The sequence below is a fragment of the Nocardia sp. CC227C genome, from assembly GCF_030767025.1.
GTDB lineage: Bacteria > Actinomycetota > Actinomycetes > Mycobacteriales > Mycobacteriaceae > Nocardia.
Genome location: NZ_JASITE010000004.1, coordinates 58461 through 81967, shown reverse-complemented (window position 1 = coordinate 81967; position 23507 = coordinate 58461). Strand labels below are relative to the sequence as shown.

Annotated in this window: 16 protein-coding genes and 1 tRNA gene; 8 read left to right on the top strand and 9 right to left on the bottom strand. The window is 71.4% G+C overall.

The genetic code is table 11. The features are described 5' to 3' along the window. Nucleotides 1-95 precede the first annotated feature (95 nt). The 4 genes from QMO76_RS08850 to QMO76_RS08835 form a co-directional block, all read right to left on the bottom strand. Nucleotides 96-4325, bottom strand: a complete 4230-nt coding sequence (locus tag QMO76_RS08850; protein WP_306360710.1) for an ABC transporter transmembrane domain-containing protein — start codon at nucleotides 4323-4325, stop codon at nucleotides 96-98. Nucleotides 4326-4402: 77 nt separating this feature from the next. Beyond that, entirely contained in the window at nucleotides 4403-5194 is a 792-nt protein-coding gene (locus tag QMO76_RS08845) for an ABC transporter permease (protein WP_306360709.1), read from the bottom strand. Between the two features lie 41 nt (nucleotides 5195-5235). Beyond that, nucleotides 5236-6171 (bottom strand): ATP-binding cassette domain-containing protein, encoded by a 936-nt coding sequence (locus QMO76_RS08840; RefSeq protein ID WP_306360708.1) that lies wholly within the window; start codon nucleotides 6169-6171, stop codon nucleotides 5236-5238. Beyond that, nucleotides 6168-6881, bottom strand: coding sequence for a hypothetical protein (locus QMO76_RS08835; protein WP_306361125.1), 714 nt, complete (start codon nucleotides 6879-6881; stop codon nucleotides 6168-6170). The genes QMO76_RS08840 and QMO76_RS08835 overlap by 4 nt, the downstream gene beginning before the upstream one ends. Nucleotides 6882-7352: 471 nt before the next feature. Here QMO76_RS08835 and QMO76_RS08830 point away from each other — a divergent pair, with 471 nt between their 5' ends. Together QMO76_RS08830 and QMO76_RS08825 are read left to right on the top strand one after the other, a co-directional pair. Beyond that, nucleotides 7353-8204, top strand: coding sequence for an AraC family transcriptional regulator (locus tag QMO76_RS08830; RefSeq protein WP_306360707.1), 852 nt, complete (start codon nucleotides 7353-7355; stop codon nucleotides 8202-8204). Next, on the top strand, nucleotides 8197-8661 hold the full coding sequence (locus tag QMO76_RS08825; protein WP_372341928.1) for a VOC family protein: 465 nt from the start codon (nucleotides 8197-8199) through the stop codon (nucleotides 8659-8661). The genes QMO76_RS08830 and QMO76_RS08825 overlap by 8 nt, the downstream gene beginning before the upstream one ends. A 111-nt stretch (nucleotides 8662-8772) precedes the next feature. On the opposite strand, the gene QMO76_RS08820 is transcribed toward QMO76_RS08825, so the two are convergent. After that, nucleotides 8773-9804 carry a glutathione S-transferase family protein gene (locus QMO76_RS08820; protein WP_306360706.1) on the bottom strand — a complete coding sequence of 344 codons (1032 nt, stop codon included), beginning with the start codon at nucleotides 9802-9804 and terminating at the stop codon, nucleotides 8773-8775. 97 nt (nucleotides 9805-9901) lie between these two features. On the opposite strand from QMO76_RS08820, the gene QMO76_RS08815 reads away from it, so the two are divergent. The 3 genes from QMO76_RS08815 to QMO76_RS08805 all read left to right on the top strand — a co-directional run bounded on the left by QMO76_RS08815 (nucleotide 9902) and on the right by QMO76_RS08805 (nucleotide 12308). Further along, nucleotides 9902-10696 (top strand): enoyl-CoA hydratase/isomerase family protein, encoded by a 795-nt coding sequence (locus QMO76_RS08815; RefSeq protein WP_306360705.1) that lies wholly within the window; start codon nucleotides 9902-9904, stop codon nucleotides 10694-10696. 210 nt (nucleotides 10697-10906) lie between these two features. Further along, the gene (locus tag QMO76_RS08810) at nucleotides 10907-12151 is read left to right on the top strand and encodes a class I adenylate-forming enzyme family protein (protein ID WP_306360704.1); all 1245 of its coding nucleotides are present in this window, start codon (nucleotides 10907-10909) and stop codon (nucleotides 12149-12151) included. An 85-nt stretch (nucleotides 12152-12236) separates the two neighbouring features. Beyond that, nucleotides 12237-12308 (top strand) — tRNA-Gln (locus QMO76_RS08805). Between the two features lies 1 nt (nucleotide 12309). Here QMO76_RS08805 and QMO76_RS08800 read toward each other — a convergent pair. Beyond that, on the bottom strand, nucleotides 12310-13044 hold the full coding sequence (locus tag QMO76_RS08800) for a tyrosine-protein phosphatase (RefSeq protein ID WP_306360702.1): 735 nt from the start codon (nucleotides 13042-13044) through the stop codon (nucleotides 12310-12312). Nucleotides 13045-13512: 468 nt separating this feature from the next. Between QMO76_RS08800 and QMO76_RS08795 the strand changes: the two genes are divergently transcribed. Both QMO76_RS08795 and QMO76_RS08790 read left to right on the top strand, forming a co-directional pair. Continuing rightward, nucleotides 13513-13950: a TetR family transcriptional regulator gene (locus tag QMO76_RS08795; RefSeq protein ID WP_306360700.1), complete on the top strand. Its 438-nt coding sequence runs from the start codon at nucleotides 13513-13515 to the stop codon at nucleotides 13948-13950. 129 nt (nucleotides 13951-14079) lie between these two features. Continuing rightward, a complete protein-coding gene (locus QMO76_RS08790; RefSeq protein WP_372341927.1) occupies nucleotides 14080-15255 on the top strand; it encodes an amino acid deaminase/aldolase in 1176 nt (391 codons plus the stop codon). Here QMO76_RS08790 and QMO76_RS08785 read toward each other — a convergent pair. Further along, nucleotides 15252-19433: a bifunctional RecB family nuclease/DEAD/DEAH box helicase gene (locus QMO76_RS08785; protein WP_306360698.1), complete on the bottom strand. Its 4182-nt coding sequence runs from the start codon at nucleotides 19431-19433 to the stop codon at nucleotides 15252-15254. The two genes, QMO76_RS08790 and QMO76_RS08785, sit on opposite strands and share 4 nt — an antisense overlap. Nucleotides 19434-19746: 313 nt before the next feature. On the opposite strand from QMO76_RS08785, the gene QMO76_RS08780 reads away from it, so the two are divergent. Beyond that, nucleotides 19747-20685: an alpha/beta hydrolase gene (locus QMO76_RS08780; protein ID WP_306360697.1), complete on the top strand. Its 939-nt coding sequence runs from the start codon at nucleotides 19747-19749 to the stop codon at nucleotides 20683-20685. 192 nt (nucleotides 20686-20877) lie between these two features. Here QMO76_RS08780 and QMO76_RS08775 read toward each other — a convergent pair whose 3' ends face one another. Together QMO76_RS08775 and QMO76_RS08770 are read right to left on the bottom strand one after the other, a co-directional pair. Further along, a complete protein-coding gene (locus tag QMO76_RS08775; protein WP_306360696.1) occupies nucleotides 20878-21522 on the bottom strand; it encodes a phosphoribosyltransferase in 645 nt (214 codons plus the stop codon). A 593-nt stretch (nucleotides 21523-22115) separates the two neighbouring features. Further along, on the bottom strand, nucleotides 22116-22988 hold the full coding sequence (locus QMO76_RS08770) for a carbon-nitrogen hydrolase family protein (RefSeq protein ID WP_306360695.1): 873 nt from the start codon (nucleotides 22986-22988) through the stop codon (nucleotides 22116-22118). Between the last annotated feature and the right edge of the window lie 519 nt (nucleotides 22989-23507).

The window sequence follows — 23507 nt, the reverse complement described above, 5'->3', positions numbered from 1 at the left end:
CGTTTGTGACGTGCCCGGCACGGGTAATCGGCAAGATTCGCGCCGATGCGCCCCCACTGAGGATATGCCCCCGCCCGATCGCCCGTGGGCGTGGACTACCACCGAGTGGACATCTCCCTTGGTGACGACTCGTCCTCGCCCGAGAATATTCCTTTCTCCGCACCCGCCGCAGCCCACAGGCGGGAGTACGTGCCCGCGGCGGCCAGCAGTTCGTCATGGGTGCCGATTTCGGTGATGCGGCCGTGCTCCACGACCGCGATCCGATCGGCCTGGGCGGCGGTGGCCAGACGGTGCGCGACAATGATCGCGGTCCGCCCGCGCGTCACCGATCTGCTCGCCACCAGCACCGATGCCTCGGCCGCCGGGTCGAGCACGGCCGTGGCCTCGTCGAGCAGCAGCAGATCCGGGTGCACCAGTTCGGCCCGCGCCAGGGCGATGAGCTGCCGCTGGCCCGCCGACAGCCCCCGGCCCCGTTCGCCGACCGGCTGCCCGAACCCGCGCGGCAGGGCCGCGATGGTGTCGAGCGCTCCCACCTCATCAGCCGCCCGCGCGATCTGTGAGGTGGTGGCGAAAGGTTTGCCAAATGAGATGTTGCTCGCCACGTCGCCGGTGAAGAGGTGAGCTTCCTGGGGCACCACGCCCAATCGGGAGCGGTAGTCGGTGAGCCGGTAGTCCCGGATGTCGACGCCGTCCACGTACACCGCGCCGGAACCCCGATCCCGGGGCATGTCGTAGAGCCGGGCCAGCAGTTTGACGATCGTCGACTTGCCCGCCCCCGTCGCGCCGACGAGAGCGAGGCTGCCACCTGCGGGGATGCGGAAACTCACCCCGTCGAGAGCCGGGGTAGGGGCGCTCGCGTACCGGAATCGCACATTCTCGAATACCACCTCACCGCGCAGTTCACCCTCGATCGGGACCGCGTTCCGCGGATCGGGCGCGATGGAGGATTCGGTGCGCAGCAGTTCGCCGATGCGCCGCAGGCCCACGCGCGCCTGCTGATAGCCGTCGAACAGCTGGGACAGCTGATGGATGGGCCCGAACAGCAGGCCCAGGTACAGCACGAACGCCACCAGCGTGCCCGCGGTCGTGGTGCCGCGCGCCACCTGCCAGGCCCCGGCGAACACCACGGCGGCCAGCGCCAGATCCGTCCACGCGCCGACGAAGGAGAAGAACACCGCGATGGCCCGCTGTGCCCGCATGCGGCTGGCCCGGTAGTCGTCGGAGTACCGGGCGAACCGGCGCGCGGCCAGGGGCTCGTGCCGGTACGCCTGCGCCACCCGCAGCCCCGACACGTTCTCCTGGAAGTCGGCGTTCACGGTGGCGGCGTGCTCGCGCGCCTGGCTGTAGGCCGAATTCGACACCCGCCGGAACACCCAGGTGGCCAGGGCCAGCGGCGGAATGGCGGCGAACACCACCAGCGCCAGCTGCGCGTCGATCAGCAGCAGCGCCGCCGCGATGCCCACCACGGTCAGCAGGCTGACCACCACCTCGGGCACGCCGGTCTGCAGGAAGGTCGACAGCGCGTCGATGTCGGTGGTCATCCGGGTCATGATCCGACCGGACAGTTCGCGCTCGTAGTAGTCCAGGCCCAGCCGCTGCAGATGCGCGTAACTGCGTACCCGCAGCCCGTACAGCACCCGCTCCCCGGCCCGCGACCCACACAGCAGCGCCACCGAGGCCACCACCCAGCCGACCGCGACCAGCGCCGCGCCGCCCCCGGCGGCCCACCCCAGCGCCCCGCTGTCCCCGGCGCTCACGCCGTGGTCGATGGCGAACCGCACGATGGACGGGAAGCCGACGCTCACCAGCGCGTCCAGCCCGAGCAGCAGCACGGTCGCCGCCACCAGCCACCGCACCGGCCGCAACGCCCGCCGCAGCCGGAATCCGGGGTCGGGCTCCCGCAACCGCCGGTCGTCCATCCCGGGCGACTCGGTGGCGGGCGCGAGTTTTCGCAGCGACCGCCGCACCTCCGGCGGCGTATCCGGATCGAACTCCTCGGCCTCGGTCGTGTCAGCCCGTGCCGGGTCGCGCCCGCTGTCCGGCACGGCGGTGCTCGCTTGCCGGCTGCGGCCCGAACCCCGGGTATCCGCGGCGAACCTGCCCTGCGGATCAGCGACCCCCACCCGGTGCCCGCCACGGGCCGGTCCGGCGGTCGCTGCGGCTCGATCGTCGCGTTCGGTATTCGCCGCTGCGTGATCCGACGTGGGGACGTGGTGGGTCGGCCCGGCGCCGGGTGGGTGATCGGCGAAGCTGTCGGCCGCCGGTCCGGTCGATCGGCGGTCCGAGCGGGTGTGCTGGCGGGAAGTCGCCGGGGGGAGTAGGCCGGAGGGATGGGCCGACATCCGCAGCGGACCCCGTTCTACGGGGTGCTCATGCTGCTGTTCGCCATGGTCGCCGGGCTGTGGGTGCGCGACTGGGCGGTCATGTGGTTGCGGGTGGTCGGGTTCGGGATGTTGTTCGCGGTGGCCGTCGCCGGATTCCTCATGACCTTCCGCGACTACTCCTGACGATGCGGTCGCCGCGGGCGTGCGCACGGTATCCACGCTCGCCGTGTCGGCTGGGTCGAGCACGGTCGTAGCATCGGGCGCGTCGAGCAGTGCGCGCGCATCGGCGGTCGGCGCGGTGAGGTCCGGGCCGGGGAGGCGGATGACGCGGTCGGCGCGGGCCAGGGTGGATTCGCGGTGGGCGAGGATGAGGGTGGTGCGGCCCGCGCGGCGGGGGAGGGCGTCGAAGATGGCCGCCTCGGTGAGGGCGTCGACGGCGGAGGTGGCGTCGTCGAGGACGAGGATGCGCGGATCGGTGAGCAGTGCGCGGGCCAGGGCGACGCGCTGGCGCTGGCCGCCGGAGAGGGTGAGCCCGCGCTCACCGACCACGGTGTCGTAGCCCGCGGGCAGCGCCTCGATGAATTCGTCGGCCGCGGCCACCGCGGCGGCGGCGCGGATCTCGGCCGCGGTGGCGTCGGGGCGGCCGAGGGCGATATTGGCGGCGATGGTGTCGGAGAACAGGAACGGCTCGTCGAACACCACGCCGATGGCCGAACGCAGGTCGGCGGCCCGCAGATCGGTGAGATCGGTCCGGGAGTCGCCGCCGCGCAGCACGATTCGACCGGCGTCGGGCGTGTAGAAGCGCGGCAGCAGCAGCGCGAGGGTGGATTTGCCCGATCCGGCGGGGCCGATGATCGCCACCGTCTCGCCCGGTTCCACCGTCAGCGCGAAATCGCGCAGGATGGGCTGCTCCGGATCGAATCCGAAGCTCAGCCCCTCGATCTCGATGCCGAGCGGCCCGTCGGGCAGGGCCACCGGATGTTCCGGATCGGTCCGGTGCGGTGCGCTGTCGATCACCTGGTGCACGCGTTCGGCGGCGGCGCGGGTCAGCTGCGCCATCACCAGCACCGAGGAGATGGTGCGGGCCGCCGCTGTCATGGTCGCCACATAGGCCGTGAACGCCAGGAAGGTGCCGATCCCGATCGACCCGTTCAACGCCAGCAGCCCGCCGACCGCGATCACGCCGACCAGCCCGGCCTGCGGGATGGCCGCCAGCGTCGGCGAGAACCGGGCGTCGAGTCGCGCCGCCCGCATGCGTTCGGCGAACAGCCGCCTGCCGTGCCCCTCGAGCACGCCGACCATGCGGGATTCCTGCCCGAAGCCCTTCACCACCCGGACGCCGGTGACGGTCTCCTCCACATGCTGGGCGAGATCGGCCGCCCGCTGCTGCGCCGACCAGGTGGCCGCGTACAGCCGCGGTCGAATCCGGTACACCACCACGGCGATGGCGGGCACCACCAGCAGCGCGGTGAGCGCCAGCGGCGGCGACAGCCACAGCATCACCGCCGCCGCCAGCACGAATTGCAGGGCCGCCATGGTCGACCAGGGCGCCATGGCGAGCAACCCCTGCACCAGTTGCAGATCGGTGATCGAGCGCGACACCACCTGCCCGGTGCGCAGCGCGTCCTGCCCCCGCCCGTCCAGCCGTTGCAGTGCTGCCAGCAGGTCCAACCGCAGCTCGTGCTGCACATCCAGGGCCAGCCGTCCCGCCAGCCAGCGCCGGGCGAAGGTGGCCGCGAACCGCCCCAGCGCGAGCGCGGCCATGAATCCGGCCATCACGCCGATGATCGCGGTATCGCCCGCCGTCGCCCCGTCCAGCGCGCGTTTGGCCAGCAGCGGCCCGGTCACCTCGACCATGGCCCCCGCGAGCAGGGCGGCGACAATGCCGAGCAGCACCCACGGATGCTCCCGGCACCGCGCCCACAATCGCCGAATCCACCCGCCGCGCGCGGATACCGCCGCCGGGCGGGTACTCGGCTCGCCAGTCTCGATCACAGTCATCTGTATCGACGGTATCTACCCGCACCGACGCGCTTTTGTTCCCGGCCGGACCGGGACACCGCTGGTGCGCCCGTCGACTAGAGGTCGCGCACGCGCAGGAACCACCAGGCCGCGGTCACCGTGCCGGCGGTCCACAGCAGCAGCACCACGATGGCGGCCGGGGTGTGGGCGATGAACGCGACATCGGCGAACGCGCCCGCGGTTGCGGTGGCGAGGGTGGCCGAGACCGGCAGGACGGTGGCGAAGCCCGGCACGCCCACCCCCTGCGCGACCACCCACACCAGCGGCTCCAGCAGCGTCCAGCCGACGACGACCGCCACGGCCTGGACGGGGGAGCGCAGCAGGTAGCCCAGCGCCGCGCCCAGCAGCGCCCAGCACAGCGCGCTCAGCAGCACGCCGCCGAGCAGTCCGAAGAGCCAGGCGTGCAGTTGCAGCCGCTCGCGGCCGAACAGCAGGAAGGCCCCGAGCCCGAGCACCTCGGTGAGCAGCACGGTGCCGACCGCGAAGGCCGCCGTCACAGCCATTTTCGAGCCGAACAGCAGATTCCGGTCCGGAGTGAACAGCGCGCTCACCGGCAGTGTGGCGTACCGGAATTCCGCCCCGGCGCCGACCGCGCCGAAGATTCCGGCCAGCACGATGGCGGCCGCCAGGGTCACCCCGACGGCGAGCAGCGCCGACCCCGCGGCCATCGGGTGTGAGATGCCGTCGCCGGCGATGGCCGTCTCCACCGTGAGCCCGGCGATGGTGAACACGATCGCGCCGACCAGCACCAGCGCCCCGGCCATGGTCCGGTTCATGCGCAGCGAGGTGACCTTGCGGACCTCGGAGGTACCCGCCTGGAGCACGGCGGGCGGCACGGTGCGGATCATCGACTACCTTCCGGTCGGAAACCTGTGCGGCACGGCGGATGTCACCGCGGCATCGCGTACAACGCCGGGGACGGTGGGGCGGGCGCGGCCCGGGTGAGGCTGGCGAGCACCTGATCCGGGTGGACGTGCTCGGCGCTGATCTCGGTGAGCTGCACCCGCGCCGCCGCGGCCGCCGCCTCCAGCCGGTCGAGGGTGACCTCGGCGACGGCGAGCCGACCGTCCGGCCGCATCACCGCGTCCGTGAAACCGTGGGCGGCGAGCGCGGTGGCCAGCGCGATCTGGCTGGAGGATTTGACCAGCAGCCGATCCGGGTGACTGCGCCGCAGCCGCGCCGGACTGCCCTGGTAGGCGATGGCTCCGCGGTCGAGCACGATCAACTCGTCGGCCATCGGCAGCGCCGCGCTGAGGGTGCGGGCGGTGAAAACGACGGTCCCGCCGCGCCGGGCGTGCGCCCGCAGGAACTCGGTGAGCCACGCCGTCTCCCCGGGATCCAGGCCCAGCGTCGGCTCGTCGAGCACCAGCAGTGGTGGATCGCCGAGGAGTGCGGCCGCCAAGGCCAGCCGCGTGCCCATCCCCGGTGTGAAGGACTGGATGCGCTGACCGCTCACCGTATCCAGGCGCACCAGAGTGAGCAGTTCGTCCACGCGAGCGTCGGAAACTCCCGCGGCACCGGCGAATACCCGCAGCTGGTCGCGAGCGGTGCGGGCGGGGTGCAGTCCGCGCGGGGTGAGCGCGGCGCCCACCGCCCGGCGTCCCCGCCGCACCCCGGAGCCGCTCGTGTGCACGGTGCCGGAGGTGGGCGGCAGCAGGCCGAGCAGCATGCGCAGCACGGTGGATTTGCCCGCCCCCGCCGGGCCGACGAGTGCCGCGACCGTTCCGGCGGGCACCACGAAACTCACGTCGCGGACCACGGTCTCGGTGTCGAAGGTCTTGTGCAGGCCCGCGACGGCGAAGGCGAGCGGCCGCGCCGGGCTCATCGCGCCTGCTTGTCTGCCGCGTCCAGTGCGGGCAGCGGGTCGGCGTCGATGACGTGCGGTTGCGGCCAGGTGCGCGGCGGGGTGCCGAATGCCTGCCGGGAGTTGTCGATGAGCCGGTGGCCCAGCGCCCGGTTGCCGAAACCGCCGACGGCGGCGCCGATTCCGGCGGGCAGCACCTTGCCGAACATGAGCGCGCTGCGTTTGGTGATGAACTGCACCAGGAATCGCTTGAGCAGCGAATCGTTCATGCTGCTGATGCCGGGAATCTTGTTGGCCAGCAAGGTGCCCCAGTTCTTGGCGGAGTGGCCGACGCTCTTCTGCACGATCTCCATGCCGCTCTCGCCGAGCACCACGGCGAGCACCAGCGCGCGGCGGCGCTCGTTGTCCTCGGGTGCGACGCCGTGCACGGCGGCGACGGCGAGGGTGAACACCGCGGAGGCTTCCAGGAAGAACGCGGTCTCCGCGGACATGGCCGCCACCGAGGCGATGGTGCCGACGCCGGGCACCGCGGCGGCCGCGCCGACGGCGGTGCCGCTGCCGGTCACCGTGGTCAGGTACAGCTTCTCCAGTCGCGCGATGATCTGCGCCGGGGACTCGTCCGGATGGGCCTTGCGCAGCCGTTCCACGTATTTCGCGACGGCAGGCGCCTGCACCTGTGATCCGTTGTCGAGCAGTGAGACGACCGTCTTCTCCAGTCCGCCCTTGAACATCGACAACACCCCTCTCCTCCGGTCCGCTGACCAGAACTCTATGGCACGAAGACAACGATCCGCGATGTACGGCGGTTCCGGCTCGGTCACCGGTGGTCTCCGGGACGAGCCGTTGTCGCCGTACCGGCGGGATACCTGTGCAATACCCAGAATGCGGCCTCCGGCTCGCCCGGTCCGCGTGGCGGACGCGACGCTCCGTGCGCGCGGGTGATGGCGCACCGCGTGCCGGGTGGTGGTGGTCCGCGTGGCTCGGTCGGACGGGGTGAGGGCGCGCATCGCATGCCGGGGTGGTGGTCCGCGTGGCTCGGTCGGACGGAATGGTGAATACCGCGTGCCGGTGGTGTTTGGCCCAAGTCACGCTCGGGCAGGTGAGGTGGTGAAGGTGCCGCGGGTCGCCGGTGGCCGTGGTGGACGGCGAGGGCTTCGTGCCGATGGGTGGTGGCTGTCGGTGCGCGGGCTTACCGTGATCAGGTGACCGGAGTGTCCGAGGGTGCTCGGGGCCTGCCCGATCCGCGCCTGCGACCGTATGTCCTCTCCTACGAGGGCTACCTGCTGCGCGGCTTCGAACCGGGGACGCATGTGGGTATGCCCGCGACCGCGCTGACCGTGCTGGTCACCATCGACGAGCCGGTGGAGGTGCCGGTGTCCTCGCATCCGAAGCAGGCCGGTGGCCGGTGGGACATGCTGGCCAGCGGATTGACCGTGCACCCGGCCCTGATCGCGCACGACGGTTTCCAGCACGGTATCCAGTTGGGTGTGACGCCGCGCGGGGCCCGCGCGCTGCTGGGCGTGCCCACCGCCGCGCTGGGATCGTGGCTGGTGGATCTGGATGACCTGCTGGGCGCGCGGGCGGTGGAGCTGCGGGACCGGATCTCGGGGACGACCGACTGGTCGGAGCGGTTCGCCGTGCTGGACGACATCCTGCTGCGCGAGGTGCGCCCGGTGCCCTGGGCCGACGAGCTCACGCGGGCCTGGGACCTGCTCTCCGGACCCGGCCCCGGGGTGCGGGTGGGTGAGGTGGCCGCGGAGATCGGCTGGAGCCGTCGGCATCTGGTCAACCGGTTCACCGCCGAATTCGGCATCTCGCCGAAGGACGCCGCCCGCATCGCCCGCTTCGAGCGTTCGCATCGGCTGCTGCGCCTGCCGGATGTGCCCGCGCTCGCGGAGGTCGCCGCCCGCACCGGGTACTACGACCAGGCGCACATGGCCCGGGAATGGCGTGAGTTCGCCGGGGTGCCGCCGTCGGTGTGGCGGGAGCGGGAGGTGTTCCCATTCTTCCAAGACCAACTGCCGTACGCGGCGGGATCCTCGCCCCATGACTGAATCGACCTCCACCACGCGGACCTCCACCACGCCGACGCCCGCCGCATCGACGTCCGCCGTGCACCCCGCCACCGCGATCTGGCCGTGCCTGACCTACCGCGACGCCCGTGCGGCCGTCGACTTCCTGGAGCGGGCCTTCGGATTCGAGACCCGCGCCTGCTACGCCGAGGGCGAGGTGGTGCACCACGCCGAACTGAGGTGGCCGGGCGGCGGCGGAGTCATGCTCGGCTCTTGGCGCGAGGATATGGCCGCCCGAGAGCTGCCGCCCGGCGCGGGCTGCGTCTACCTCGTCCTCGACGACGTGGACGCCATGTACTCCCGCGCCCGCGCGGCCGGGGCGAGCGTCACCCGGGAACTGCGCGACGAGGAGGGCTACGAGTCCCGGGGCTTCACCGTCCGCGATCCCGAGGGCGTGTACTGGAGTTTCGGCACCTACCGGGGACACGTCGAGCCCTGAAGAACGCGCCGCCGCACTCGGCCCGGGAGCGCCGATTCCGGGCGCTGTGGCGCGCCGTCCTACACGCCCACGATGTGGAGCGCCGGTGCTGTCCGCGCCGCGAGCGTCCCGCTATGCCCCGTGCTCGGGCGGTACGCGCTCCGCCTCGACCGGCGGCGGGGGTGGGGTGCCGTCGCCGAAGGGTTTGCCGCCCAGGGCTTCCCGTCCGTGCGGGGTGAGCCAGTTCGCCAGCTGCGGGCCCTTGGGCACGATCCCCGTCGGGTTTATGTCCCGGTGGACGATGTAGTAGTGCTGTTTGATCTGCGTGAAGTCGACGGTGTCCCCGAAGCCGGGCGTCTGGAACAGGTCGCGGGCGTAGGCCCACAGCACCGGCAGCTCGGTCAGCTTCTCGCGATTGCACTTGAAATGCCCGTGGTACACGGCGTCGAACCGGACCAGGGTGGTGAACAGCCGCACATCGGCCTCGGTAATGGTGTCGCCCACCAGATAGCGCTGGCCGCTGAGCCGGTCGGAGAGCCAGTCCAGCGCCGTGAACAGCCGGTCGTAGGCGGCGTCGTAGGCGTCCTGCGAGCCCGCGAACCCGCAGCGGTAGACGCCGTTGTTGACCTCGGTGTAGACCCGCCGGTTCACCGAGTCGATCTCGGCGCGCAGGTCCTCCGGGTACAGCAGCGGCGCGCCCGGCCGGTGGAATTCGGTCCACTCCGTGGAGAAGTCGAGCGTCATTCGCGCGTAGTCGTTGGTGACCACCTGCCCGGTGCGCTCGTCCACGACGGCGGGGACGGTGATGCCGCGCGGATAGTCGGGGTAGCGCGCGAAGTACGCGTCCGCCAGGAAGTGGATGCCCAGTACGGGATCCACGCCGCCCGGGTCGAGATCGAAGGTCCAGCTGCGCTTGTCGTGGGTCGGCCCGCAGAGGCCGAGGGACAGCACCGGTTCCAGCCCGAGCAGCCGCCGCACGATGAGCGTGCGATTGGCCCACGGGCAGGCGCGCGCCGCGACCAGGCGGTAGCGGCCGGGCTGCACCGGGTAGCCGTCGCGTCCGTCGGCGGTGATCCGGGTGGTGATGTAGTTGGTGTCGCGCGTGAACTCGCCGGGTTCGACGTAGCTGCCGCTCTGCGAAGTGTCCGAAGCCGAGGTAGTCACCCGGCCAGTCTGTCAGAAGGCGCGCACTCCCAGTAGGGCGTGACACCGTCCGCGGGCGGACTGTCGCCCGGTCGCGCCAGCGCCTAGATTCGCCCTCATGACCGACACCAAGCCGACCCGTCTCGAATACGTCACCACCGAGGGTGGCGCGCAGGCGGCGACCATCACCATCGCGCATCCGCCGCTGAACCTTTTCGACAAGGCCCTGATGGAGGCCCTCGCGGCCGATATCGCCGAGCTGTCGGCCACCCCGCCGCGGGCGCTGCTCATCCGCGCCGAGGGCAAGCTGGTGTCGGGCGGCGTGGATGTGCACATCTTCGACGGCCTCACCCCCGAGCAGGGCGCGGAGCTGTGGCGGACCCTGTTCGCCCGCATCATCCATCCGCTGGAGGCGCTGCCCTGCCCGGTCGTCTTCGCCGCGCACGGCCTCACCCTGACCGCGGCCTTCGAGGTCTCGCTGGCCTGCGATGTCATCCTGGCCGCGCCCAAGGCCAAGTTCGGTCTGGTGGAGACCGTGGTCGGGCTGACACCGTCCATGGGCGGCCCGCAGCGGCTGGCCGAGCGCGCCGGATCCGGCCGCGCCCGCGAATTCGTCATGACCGGTGACCTCTACGACGCCGCCACCATGGCCGACTGGGGTGTGGTCAACGCCGTCCACGAGGACGTCGACACCGCCGCCCGCGCCCTGCTGACCCGTCTCGCCGACGGCCCCACCAAGGCGCACGCCGCCACCAAGCAGATCATCGAGGCATGGCGCTCCGGCGGTGTCGCCCACGCCGATTCGGTGACCCCGGCGGTCTCCGGCGCACTGTTCGACACCGCCGACCTGAAGAGCGCGGTCCGCAGCTTCCTCGAGGTCGGCCCGGGTAAGGCGAAGTACTCGGGCGACTGACCCGGCGCGGCGGCCACCATCGGTCAGCCGAGCCGAAGCCACACTCCCACGCCGAAGACCCGGGACCTCCAGCGCCGTGAATCCGCCCGGAGCGGGCGCAGGGCAGATCGAACACAGCGGCCATCGAACCCAGCAGAAATCCAGCACAGTGTGTGACGTGCATCATATAGTCACTGGTGCCTGATGGCTCGAAGGCACTCGGAGGAACGGATGTCGCAGTTACTGGTCGAATATCCCCAGGCGTCGTGCGAATCGCGAAAAGCCTGGAGCGGCAACCCTCTCGCGCGCGGTGCCGACGGCGTGCTGCGGTACGGCAATCTGAACCCGGCGCTCACCGAGCTGCTGGACATCCAGGTGCATTCCTTCGCGGCACGGGAGGCGGTGGTCGAGATCGGCGGCCCCCGCCTCACCTACCGCGAACTCTGGTATTCGGCCTCCCGCATTGCGGGCGGGTTGCAGGAGCACGGTATCGGCTACGGCGACCGGGTGGCGGTGCGCATGCCGGTCGGGGTGCGCTGGGTGCAGGCGTTCCTGGGGGCGCTGCTCTCCGGCGCGGTGCCGGTGCTGGTGCACGAGGGTCTTCCGGATGCGCTGGCGGAGCGGGTGATCCACGACAGCTGCGCGGATTACATCCTGGACGGCGGCGGCAGCGCTGCCGGATTCCGGGAGGCGCTGCCCGACGCCGCGGCCTTCATCGACGACGGCGCTTCCCTGACCGAATTGGCCCTGCTCTGCTACACCAGCGCCGCCCACGGCGCGGACCCCAAGGGGGTGGAGCTGACCAACGAGAATCTGCTCTCGGCCATTCGCTCCGTGGTCGGGGCGCTGGATCTGCCCACCGATGGGCTGCGAAATCTGTTGCTGCTGCCGCTGTCCCATGCCAGCGGCTGCGTGGATCAGCTGTTGCCGACCTTCGCGGTGGGCGGCACCGTGGTGCTGGCCCCCGACCCGGAGGCGGTCGCGGAAGCGCTGGTGACCGAACGCATCGACATGGTCTCGGCCACGCCGCGGGTGTTCGCGGGGCTGGTGCCCGAACTGACGGGGCTGCGCCTGGACCGGGTCGGGAGGGTGTGCAGCGCGGGCCATCGCGCCGAACTCGCCGCCGCCGAACCCGGGACCGCCGACACGGTCGCCGACGCGCTGCGCGAGATCTTCCCCGAGGCCCGTCAGTGGTCGGTGTGGGGTGCGACGGAGACCAGCGGCATCGGCCTGGCCCGCGACGACACCGCCACCCGCGATGCGCTCGGATTCGCCTTCGGCGGAACCGAACTCGCGCTCTGGGGTCCGCGCGCCGACACCGGCCGCGGCGAACTCCTCTGCCGCGGCCCGAATGTCACCCGCCGCTACTGGAACGATCCGCAGACCACCGAATCCCGTTTCACCGGAACCTGGTTCCACACCGGCAACCAGGTCAGCATCGACCCGGACGGCTTGGTCCGCCGTGCCGACCGATAGGCGACGTACCCCACTCGCCCGCCGCCGTAAATTCGATTGTCCGGGACCGCTCGGATCGGCGAAGATCGACTTCCCGCACCAGCTTTCGCCCGTGGTGTAATCGGCAGCACCCGAGATTTTGGTTCCCGGTGTCCAGGTTCGAGTCCTGGCGGGCGAGCTCATTCCAGTAGGCGGGCGCGCAGTGCCTCGCGGCGGTCGGGGGTGATGCCGATCTCGGCGAGATAGCCGTCGATGCCGCCGTACATGTCCACCATGGATGCGGTGCCCGCGGCGAGGTAGTCGGCGCGCACGCCGAGCAGGTCGTCGGAGAGTTCCTCATTGCTGCCGGAGGCGATGAGCGCCCGCAGGGTGGGGACGGCGTCATTGCTGCGCAGGTAGTCGGCGAAGATGTCGTCCTCGGTGACGTCGACGGCGCGGAGCACGGTGGCGACGGCCCAGCCGGTGCGGTCCTTGCCCGCCGCGCAGTGCACCAGCGCGGTGCCGTTGAGGATCGAGTCGGCGATGGTGGCGATGGCGGTGTGCGCCTCGGGCAGGGCGGGGAAGCGGCGGTAGACCTCGAGCATGTGCGCGGACGCGGTGCTGTGGCGGCGGGCCTCGTGCGGCGGCGCTTCGCCCATGCGCGGATCGAACGGGGTGACGTTGAGCCGGATGCCCTCGGGCAGCGAGTCGTGGCCGAGGTAGTCGATCTCGGCGTGGCCGCGCAGATCGTGCACGTCGGTGATGCCGAGTTCGAGCAGGGTGGCGTGGCCGTCGCCGTCGAGGCGGCTGAGCTCGGCCGACCGCATGAGGATTCCCGAGCGGACCTTCGCGCCGCCACCGGTGCGTGCGCCCGCGACGTCGCGGTAGTTGAAGGTGCCGGGGATGAGGAACTGATCGGAGCCCGCTGAAGTCACCGGACCAGGCTATCGGTACGGCGGTATACCGTGGGTGTCGATGTCGGATCGATGGGACGAATTCGTGCTACGACCAGGGGGCTTTACGGCTTACACCTGTGTCATATGGCACAGTATGTGGCATTGTCCGGAATCGCATCCATAAAATACCGTTCGGTCGACTAAGTCGGCGTTTACCAGGTCGCCAGCCTAATGCCGAACATTCCTGTTCGATCGCACCACTGTTCCGATTAGGTAACAAAACAGTCTTCAGGTACGAAAATGGCTATCAAAGCTGATCGAGCACCCAGAAAAACCTTTACCATCGGTACCTGTTGAGCGGTTGCGTCCGGGGTAGAAGCCTCGGGGGATCAGTGTCGATCCGCAACCTGCTGAGCGAGCCGCGCAGTGCGAGGTGCGCGAGTTCTTTCGCTGAGGGAGTCGTCGTTGAGCGCTGGAAAAACAATTCATATCGGAGTGCGGCCCGCCATGACCGAGTCGATCGAGAAGGCCGCCGCCTCACTCGATTTCACCGGTACCCGGGCGCTGCGCGTACTGCTGCACGCCGGGATCAGCGCGCTGTGGCCGATTATCAAGGCCACGCCGGAGCGGCAGATCGAGGCGTACGAATCCACCCTGGCCGTCCTGCGCCGCCGCTGGGAGAACCAGTCGGTCTGCACCCCGGATCCGGTGGCGTCGGCCATGTACCGGCAGATGGATGCCGATGTGGTGTCCTTCCTGCATCTGTGCGCCGAGCGCTCGGACACCGAATGGCTGGAGCCGGTGGAGGCCATCGCCGCCTACCTGGTGGCGGTCATGCAGGGCATCGTGCTGCGCTGGCTGGCCGACTGCGATGACGAAACCGCCCTGGTCGTCCTCGACGACCTGGTCTCGAGTCTGTCGACCAAGGCGCTCGATCGCGGCTGAGCCGGTACTCCGCACGGCGGTGCGCCCGGTGGCAGCGGGCGCGCATCGGTCGGGATGATCCCGAAGCGGAGGGATAGCGCACGGCCGGAATGCTGGACGGATGACCAGTTTCGTGGTTGAGTGGCTTATGTGACCGATTCGTCGCTGATCAGCGGGCTGCACGCGGCCACCGTCGATCTGGATCCGCCGCTGGCCGCCGTCGACCTCGCCGCCCTGCGGGCCAATGCGGCCGACCTGGTACGCCGGGCGAACGGCGTGCCGATCCGGGTGGCGAGCAAATCGGTGCGGTGCCGGGCCGTGCTGGAGGAAGTACTCGGCAAGGACCTCACCGTCGACGGCGGTTTCGCCGGCATCATGGGCTACTCCCTGCGCGAGGCGATCTGGCTGGTCCGCGAGGGAGCACGCGACATCCTGCTCGGCTATCCCACCGCCGACCGCGCCGCCCTGGCCGAACTTGCCGCCGACGACACGCTGCGCGCGGCCATCACCCTCATGGTCGACGACGTCGATCAACTGGACTTCATCCGCGCCGCCGTCGGCGCCGAACACGTGCACCCGCGCGTCTGCCTCGACGTGGACGCCTCCCTGCGGATCGGGCCGCTGCACCTGGGAGTGCGCCGCTCGCCCGTCCGCACCCCGGAACAGGCCGCCGCGCTGGCCGCCGCGGCCGTCCGGCGCGGCTTCCAGATGGTCGGCGTCATGACCTACGAGGCGCAGATCGCGGGCCTGCCCGATACCAATCCCGCTGTGCGCCTGGTGAAGAAGGCATCCGCGGCGGAAATCCTGCGCCGTCGCCGCAAGGTGCTGGAGGCGGTGCGCTCCGAGGTCGGTGAACTGGAGATCGTCAACAGCGGCGGCACCGGCTCCATCGAGGTGAGCATCGCCGACCCGGACGTCACCGAGGTGACCGCCGGATCCGGGCTGTACCTGCCCACCCTCTTCGACGGCTACCGCAACCTGGCCCGGCGTCCGGCCATGCACTTCGCCCTGCCGGTGCTGCGCCGCCCGGCCCCGGGCATCGCCACCGTCTTCTCCGGTGGTTTCATCGCCTCCGGCCCGGCGGGTGCGTCGCGGGTGCCGAAGCCGGTGTGGCCCTTGGGATTGAAGCTGATCGGCACCGAGGGGGCGGGCGAGGTGCAGACCCCGCTCACCGGAGCGGGCGGACTCCGCATCGGCGATCGCGTGTGGTTCCGCCACGCCAAGGCCGGTGAACTGTGCGAGCGATTCACCGAAGTGCACTTGGTGGAGAACGGCATTCGCACCACCGTGCCCACCTATCGCGGTGAGGGGAAGTGCTTCGGCTAGACCCGATCCAGTTGCAGGAACGCCGCCAGATCCGACAGTTCCGCTGTGCCCGTGGGCAGATACTCCGCCAGCAGCGGTGAGCGCACGATGACCGCCGCCCACATGGCGCGGGAGATGGCGCTGGTCAGCCAGTGCCGGGAGAGCAGCGGCGCGACCCCGTACGGGGCGTCCTTGGGGGCAGAGGTCGTCATGGAGACCAGCACCACCGCGGCCTCGCGGCCCTGGAAGTGATCGGGGGTGCCGACGAGCACATCCTCGATCCGGGCGCGGGACAACGAGGTTCGAATCCGCGCCACCTGCGCGTGATACGGCGCGACCACCAGGATGTCGTGCGGATGCAGGCGGCGCGTCACAGCTCCGGTATGCCAGGGCAATCCGAGCAGGGTGCGCACCTGGCGCACGATTTCCCGGGCCTCCTCGGCGGATTCGGTGGCATTGCCGTGGTGCTCGACCGTCACGGTCCGGATGCCGGGCGCGACGCCGTCGAGTTCCCGTGCCAGCGTGACGGTTTCGTTGGTGCGCAACCGATTGTCGTAGCGCAGCCGCGACACCGGGCCGCACATGCGCGGATGCATGCGCCAGGTGCGGTCCAGGAAGTAGCCGTACTCGGTGGGCAGCGTGCGGTGCGGGCCGATCAGCCAGCCCAGCACCGCCTCGTCCACCGGCTCCGGATGCGCGCCGTGCCCGGCGCGCGGCGCGGGATCGCCCACCAGCAGCAGGTTTCTGGCGCTCACCGCCACCGCGACCGCATCGGCCAGCGGGAATCGACCGGCGTCGGCGATCACCAGCAGATCCAGGCTGTCGCGCGGAATCCGTGCGGTGTCGGCGAAATCGTCGGGCAGGCCGCCGACCACACAGCCGTTGACGGCATTGTCGAGGAACCGCACATAGCGGTCGGCGTCGATACCCAGCCACTCCGGGGCCACCGTCTGCGCGTCCGCCTTGGCCACCAGTTCCGGCAGCACCCCGACCCGCACCACCGCGTCCAGCAGATGCTCCACCGCCACGTGGGAGCGCGCCACCACGCCGACCCGCCACTTGTACCGGGTCACCAGCCGTTCCACCGCGCGGGCGGTGGTGTCGGTCTTGCCGGTGCCGGGCGGACCCTGCACCGCCACATAGGAATCCGCGAGATCCAGCACGGCCGCGGTGACGGCGGCGGCGTGGTCGCCGAACACCTCCGGCAGCGTCCCGCCCGACAGCAGGCGCGGCGGGCGGCGGCACAGCAGGTCGAAGGTCGCCGTCGGCGGCACCTCGGGCAGGGTCACCAGCAGTTCGTTCGCCACATCCTCGATGGCGTCCTCGAGCCGGTCCTCCCGCGCCGGTGGGCACGGGGCGATGGCGGCGGGCAGCTCGTCGAAGGGTTCGCAGCCGGCGGGCAGCAGTTCCACCACCCGCACCACATCGTCGAAATTGGCGTCCAGCGCACAGCCCAGCACGGTCGCCCGCGCCAACGGGCGGCGGCCGGGGCGAGCCGGGATATCCGGTGTCGCACGGTCGTACAGGGTGACGACCGGGGTGCCCGGCGGGGGCGCCTGGCCGGTGCCGAGCCGTCCGGTGAGGGTGAGATAGCGGCGCATGGGGTGCTGGCCGGTGCTGTGCCAGTTGGTGTCCACGGTGCCCCAGTCGGCGATGAGCACGCCCGGGGTGTCGGCCCACTCCTCCACGGGGTGGTCGAGGCGGTCCGCGTGCGCCCAGCGCAGCGGTCGGCGCTCGCGGCGGTGGTAGCCCAGCGCGGCGGCGGTCAGCGCGGCGGCCAGGCGGGCATCGGTCCGCCGCCCGCCCGCGCTCCGGTCGGGGTGGGCCGGATCGGCGGCTGCGTCGTAGGCCGCCACACCACCCGATCGCGCGGCATCGTCGCGGACCGGACCGGCCGCGAACTCGCGCAATGCGGCCTCCACCGCCGCGGGCACCGGTTCGGCCACCATCTCATCGGGACGCCCCCTGGGATGAACGGCGTGCCCCTCGGCCAACTCCAGCAGCCAGTCCCGCAGCCGCGCCACCGCAACCCAGTCACCCGCGCCATCCGCCGCCGCGGCGCAGTCGGAATCGAGATGCGCGAGAGCGGCATGCTCCAACTCGGTCAGTGCCGCCGCGGGCAGCAGGGATTCGGTGAGCGCTCCGCCCGCGAACCCGCCATCGACGAATTCCGCCTCGACCCACACCGACTCGTCCGGGACGGTGGCGGCGTCCGCCACGAACTCGGCCTCGGGGTGTGCGGCCGGGGGAGCCGCGACGGCTCCGGCCCGCACGGGGTGAGCCCGTGCCCGGTCGGCATCGACGAACTCCGCACGGGCGCTCCCGATACCCAGGGTCCGTACGGCATCCGCTCGCCCGGCGGCTCGCATATCGGCGGCTTCGCCCCGCACCGCGTCGACACGGGACGTTTCGACGAGCCCGGTGTCGACATGGGTGGTCTCGGTGTGCGCTGTGTCGGTGTGGGCGGCCGCCGTGTGCGCTGCGTCGGCACGGGCGGCCAGCGTGTGCGCTGCGTCGGTCGCCGCCGTGTCCGCCGGTGCCGTGTCGGCGACGGACGCGTCGGTCAGGACGCGGGTCGTGCCGACCTCGGTGAGCACGGTGCGGTCGAGTACGGCCACCGCGGCGTGCGCGCGATGGCGGGCGGCGGTGTGGCCGTTGCCGACCGGGGGGCCGTGATCGGGTTCCGGTGGGCCGGGGGCGGTTTCGGGGTGTTCGTCGAAGTCGTTGGGGCCGAACAGGTTCGGTGGCAGGTGGTGCAGGCCGTAGGAGCGTTCGCCGACCAGCAGCGCCGACCGCACGATGGGGTACAGGTCGAGCAGGAGGGGCAGCAGGGCGGCGACGATGTCCTCGCCGTCCGGGTGCTGGTCGGCGAGTCCGGCCAGCAGCGGTCGCAGGCCGCCGCGGTAGTGGTGGATGCGCAGTCCGGGATGATTCCACTGCCATTCCGCGAGGAAATCCAGCAGGGCCGCGGCGTCGTCGGCCGGGTAGGGCCCGCGGGGCTCGTCGGAGCGGTCGTGGATCACGAAGGTGCGGAAGATGTTCTCCGGTTCCCCGGAACCGATGGTCACCAGCAGGTCGGTGGCGGTCCCCGCCTCCGGCGCGGTGACCGAGACGAACAGGTCACCGGCGGTGGGCGCGGGCAGCCCGCCCAGCGCGTCGGCATCCAGCACGGTGTAGATCGGGTGGCCCGTATGCTCCCGGTGCAACTGGAGTTCGGCCTGGCGGCGCAATGCCGTGAAGGTGGGCGCGGGCACCCCGGTCACCGCGCCGTCCGACGCGGCGAGCCGATCCACCGTGGTGATGCCCGCATCCCGCAACTGCGCACGCACCGCCGGGCGCATCCCGGCCACCAGCAGCAGATCGCGCCGCGCCTCCAGTTCGGCCGTGCAGGTGACGCATTGCCCGCAGGCGAGGAACCGCCGATCACCCCACTGCACCGGCAGCAGCTCGTTCAACTTGGCGTCGAGGATCAGCGCCAGCCGACCCCGGCGCGCCCGGTACACGACGGCGATATCGGCGAGGGTGTGCGTGCCCGCCTGCCCGCCGAGCCAGATCCGGGTATGCGGCGCGGGCCGGAAACCGGTGCGCTGCAACGCATCCGCAAAGGCAGCATGCTCCAGCAGGGTGCCGATCCGGGTCCGGCGGTTGGCGACCCCGGCGGTCAGATAGTCGTGTGTTTCGGGTGCGCTGTCCCGCAGCAGAAAATCGCAGCCGACAGCGAAGTCCCCTTCGAACAACACCGGACTCGCGATCACCTCGGCGTCTCCCCGCAGCGCCGCCACGGTGGCCTCGTGCGCCACGGCGAGCGCCGCGACGACCAGCGCCGGATCCGCACTCCCGGCCCCGGCACCCGTTCCCGCCGCACCCGTCCCCGCCGGATCGCGGAGCCCCAACTCGGCCATCCGCGCCGCCAGCCCGCCGCCCTCGAACCCCATCCGGTGGTCGTGCGCTGTCGGGGCCGGGTGGGTGATCTCGGTGCGGATGCGCACCACGCCGCTGCCGTGACGGTCGCGAAGGTCCGCGAGACGGTTTTCGCGCTCGGGGTCCGCCGGGCGCGGCAGGACACCCGGTGCGCGGTACTCCACCGGTCCCACCAGCCCCAGTTCGGCGTCGAGCGCGCGCAGCAGCGCGAACTCGCAGAGCGCCGCCTCCACCAGGTCACCGGTGCTGCACACGACACGATCACCGAACAGAATCAAGCGCGGCCCTCCTGTGCCTTCCTCGCCGACACCCGCACCCGGTCCACGCACCGTTGCGTGCCGAGTCGCGCAACAGCGTAGTAAGTGGAAGCGAAGCGGTGTGTTACGAGGTGGGGCCCGCTTCACCCCCGGCCCCACCCGCTTCCCGCCCCCGTCGGCAACCCCTGACGGGCGTTGTTGCGCGACAACATGACTCGTCCCGCCGCCGCACGCCACCCCCGCTCCCGCCCCGCCCGCAACCTCGCAACCCCATCCACCACGTCGGCGTGTCGCACTCCGCGTCGTCCGTCGAGGGGGAATCTGTGGCGGCATTGTGCGCGCAGGCGCCGCCACCAGTTCCCCTCGACGGCGGGGACCGGTGGAGAGCGGGGTCTGGGAGAATTGCGCGGTGCCGTATTTCGTCGGGGGCCGGGGTCGATTGCACTACCGCCACCGCCCGGTCGAGCCGTCCGGGGCCGCGCTCGCGCTTCTTCCGGGCAGCGGTCAGCACAGCGGCCACTATCACCGGTTCGCCGCCGGTCTCCGGGACTCCGGTATATCGCTGTGGTGTCTCGACACTTCCGGTCACGGGCTCAGCGAGGGCGATCCCGGACGTCCCGGCACGCTCCCGGAGCTGACGGCCGACGCGCTCGCGTTTCTCGCCGAGATCGGGTCCGCGTTCGGATCGTCGCCCGCGGGGGACGCCACGCCGCCCGTAACCGCGCCCCGATCCGCGTCGAGCGCATCGCGATCCGCGTGGGCATCCGGTTCCGATCTCCCGTCGGCCGCGGATCGACACCGGCGTAGGCAACCCCTGTTCCTGATGGGGCATTCGCTCGGCGCCGCCACCGCTCTCGCGCTCGTCGCGGCGGCCGATATCCCGCTGGCGGGTCTGATTCTGTGCGGCACCCCGGCGGCCGTTTTCGACGGCGCACCGCCGTCGTCGGCGCGTGGGGCCGGTGACGCACCGCGTTCCCGCTCCGGGCGCGGTCCCGGCACGCCGTATGCCCCACGCGGCATGGAACCCGCCGGGCGGCGCGTGGCCGCCGGCAATGGTGCCCCGCTGCTGCCGGACGAGCTTCCGGTGCTGGTGGTGCACGGTGTCGATGATCGGCGCGCGCCGATCGACCGGGTGCGTGACTGGGTGCGGACGGCTCCCGTCGACTTCCGCGCCTATCCCGGTGCGGGGCACGATCTGCTGCACGAGCCGGTGCACGCCGAGGTCACCGCGGATATCGCGGATTGGGTGTGCGCGCACCGTGGCACCGGGTGATTGCCCGGTGCCGAACGAGCCGCGCCGCAGGGTTCTTCGATCGATCCGACCGCCTTCGTCGCGCCTCATCGGCGATGTGCGGGTCGAGGCCGGAGTGGGGCTGAGTCGTTCGGTTCGCACGGTGGGGGAGAGCCGCCGGGGTTCACGCTGGGTGGATGAGCGGCTGGGCTCTCGTCGCGCGCGGCTGGTGCCCTACTCCGCGGCCTGTGCCGGACCGCGGAGCAGCCCCACGACCTCTTCGTCGGTGAGCTGGTGGAAGTCTTCGTAAGCTCCGCCGACACCGCCGAGGTGGCGCGGGACCAGCGGGCAGACCACGTCGTCGGCGCGGGCGCGGATGCGGTGCAGCGCCTCGGCCGAGGACACCGGCACGGCCACGATCAGGCGGCGCGGATCGTGCAGCCGGGCGATCTCACAGGCCACGGCCACCGTGGCGCCGGTCGCCATACCGTCGTCGACGATTACGACTACCCGGTCGCGCATCTGCAGCGGCGGTACCGCGCCGACCAGCAGTTGACGGCGGCGCTCCAGTTCCGCGCGCTCGACCCGCTCGACCTCGGCGATCTGCGCGTCTGTGACACCGGTGTGCCGCACCACGTCGTCATTGAGGACCCGCACCCCGTCCTCGCCGATCGCCCCCAAGGCCAGCTCGGACTGCCACGGCACTCCGAGCTTGCGAACCAGCAGCACATCGAGGTCACCGCCGATCTCGTCCCGCACGGCGGCGGCCACCGGAACCCCGCCCCGGGGCAATCCCAGCACCAGAGGGTTCATCGCGCGCAGGTGCCGCAGCGATCCACCCAGCGCGCGACCGGCGGCGACTCGATCCGGATAGATCATCGCCCCCAGTCTAGGCGTGCTCGTCGCCACCAGCAGGATTCCCGGAGACCCAACGGATGCGGCGGCAGCCGCCGGTCCGTCCCACCGGGCACGAACGCCGTGCGCCGCCCCGCCCGTCCCCGCGCGCTGTGGTACACGGACCGTGCGGGCAAGTCCACGGGTCGTGCGGGTAATGGTGCGCAGGCCGGTCGGACGTGGAGCGGCGGTAGCCGGTGCGGGGTTGGCCGCGCGGTGCATGAGCCAGCGCGGCGTGGGTAGACGGGTCGGTGGGTCCGTGAGATGTGGTGGGTGGGGCGGTGTGTGCAGGTCGACATGCTGTGCCCCGGCGGTGGTGCGGAACCGCTCGCCCCGGGGACTCTGGTCAGCGGCAGCGGGGGCGGGCTCGCTCGGTGGCGATGGTGGATCTCCGCAGCGACAGGCGCGGGGTTGTGGTGCGCACGCTCTCGGAGTACGCCGCGTGAGGAGGGCGGCGGTCGGAGTGGATCGGTGGGTTCGTGTGGGCGTGGTGGGTGGTCGCGGGCAGGTCGGCTCGGTGTGCCCCGGAGTGGTTCGGAAGCGCTCGCTCGGGGCCCTGGGGCGGTTGCGGTTGCCGCTCACTCGGTGGCGATGGTGAATCTCCGCAGCGACAGGCTCGGGTTGGTGGCGCGCACGCTCTCCAGGTAGGCCACGTCGATGTGGGCCGTGGCGATGCCCGCGTGCTCGCCGAGTTCCGCGATCACTCCGCCGGTGGGGTCGATGATCATGGAGGAACCCGCGCCCTTGGGTGCGCACTGGTCGGCGGCGGCCACGTACAGGGTGTTCTCGATGGCGCGGGCACGCAGCAGGGTGGTCCACTGATCGACCTTGCCCGGTCCCGGTATCCATTGCGCGGGCAGCAGCAGCACCTGCGCACCGGCCGCCGCGATGCGTCGGCAACCCTCGGGGAAGCGCAGGTCGAAGCAGGTTTGCATACCGAACACCACGCCGTCCACGGTGAAGGTCTGCGGTGGGTCTAGCGGTCCGGGCAGCACCACCTCGGATTCGCGGAACCCGAAGGCGTCGTAGAGGTGCACCTTGCGGTAGACGGCGGCGAACTCGGCCTCGGGGGTGGCGGCGACCAGGGTGTTGAAGATGCGGTCGGCGGGCAGGTCACCGCCCGGCGCCTCCGCCACGCCCGCCACCAGGTGCACCCCGAACTCGGCGGCGATACCGCGCAATCCGGTCACGAACGGTCCGGTCAGCGGTTCCGCGACCGACACCACCCGCTCGTCCAGCCGCTTCACCGAGTACATCGAGTACTCGGGCGCGACCACGACCTTGGCCCCCAATTCGGCGGCCGCCCGCACCTCCTCCCGCAGCGCCGCGAGATTGGCCCCGACATCGGTGCCGGGTCCGAATTGGATCACCGCGATATCGACGGCGGGCCCGGCGGTGGATTCGTCGGCCGGGTGCACGGCGGCGGCCGGTTCGTGGGCGAAGGCGCTCATGCATTCAGAAGTACCCGATTCCGCCGCGCGGCGATACCGGGATCGGTACGCGATCCCGGCCCGCCACCGGACGGCCACCGCGCCATCCCGGACAAGCCCGGCCCGGCGATCATCGGCACCGCCGAGCTCGAGTGCGGCGGTCAGGTCACCCGGTAGGCGATGATCGCGCTGCTGAGGTTCGTCGATGGTGTACTGCGGTGCACAGGCGGCGCGGTGGCGTGTTCGCGTGTGCGGCGGTGTTGGGGCTGTGCGGCGGCTGCGCGGTGAGTTGGTGGGCGTGTGCGGCGACGCGGTGGGCGTGTGCGGTGAGTCGGTGCGGTATGTGCGCGGTCGGCCGCATGGTGCGGTGCCGCTGTGTGAGGGACGGTGCGCGCCGGGGTGCTGCGGTGCGGGGCGGCTGCGCGCCGGGGTGCCGTGGTGTGCGGGAGTCGGCATCGCCGGGGTGCTGCGGTGTGATCGGGCGGGCGGCAGTTCCGTGGGACGGCTGGCAGGGGATTCGGGGTGGTGGTGGAAAGGGCT

Excerpts from the sequence above, each read along its gene's own strand:
- QMO76_RS08850 (WP_306360710.1), bottom strand. The coding sequence starts at position 4,325 with ATGACTGTGATCGAGACTGGCGAGCCGAGTACCCGCCCGGCGGCGGTA.
- QMO76_RS08845 (WP_306360709.1), bottom strand. The coding sequence starts at position 5,194 with ATGATCCGCACCGTGCCGCCCGCCGTGCTCCAGGCGGGTACCTCCGAG.
- QMO76_RS08840 (WP_306360708.1), bottom strand. The coding sequence starts at position 6,171 with ATGAGCCCGGCGCGGCCGCTCGCCTTCGCCGTCGCGGGCCTGCACAAG.
- QMO76_RS08835 (WP_306361125.1), bottom strand. The coding sequence starts at position 6,881 with ATGTTCAAGGGCGGACTGGAGAAGACGGTCGTCTCACTGCTCGACAAC.
- QMO76_RS08825 (WP_372341928.1), top strand. The coding sequence starts at position 8,197 with ATGACTGAATCGACCTCCACCACGCGGACCTCCACCACGCCGACGCCC.
- QMO76_RS08815 (WP_306360705.1), top strand. The coding sequence starts at position 9,902 with ATGACCGACACCAAGCCGACCCGTCTCGAATACGTCACCACCGAGGGT.
- QMO76_RS08810 (WP_306360704.1), top strand. The coding sequence starts at position 10,907 with ATGTCGCAGTTACTGGTCGAATATCCCCAGGCGTCGTGCGAATCGCGA.
- QMO76_RS08795 (WP_306360700.1), top strand. The coding sequence starts at position 13,513 with ATGACCGAGTCGATCGAGAAGGCCGCCGCCTCACTCGATTTCACCGGT.
- QMO76_RS08775 (WP_306360696.1), bottom strand. The coding sequence starts at position 21,522 with ATGATCTATCCGGATCGAGTCGCCGCCGGTCGCGCGCTGGGTGGATCG.
- QMO76_RS08770 (WP_306360695.1), bottom strand. The coding sequence starts at position 22,988 with ATGAGCGCCTTCGCCCACGAACCGGCCGCCGCCGTGCACCCGGCCGAC.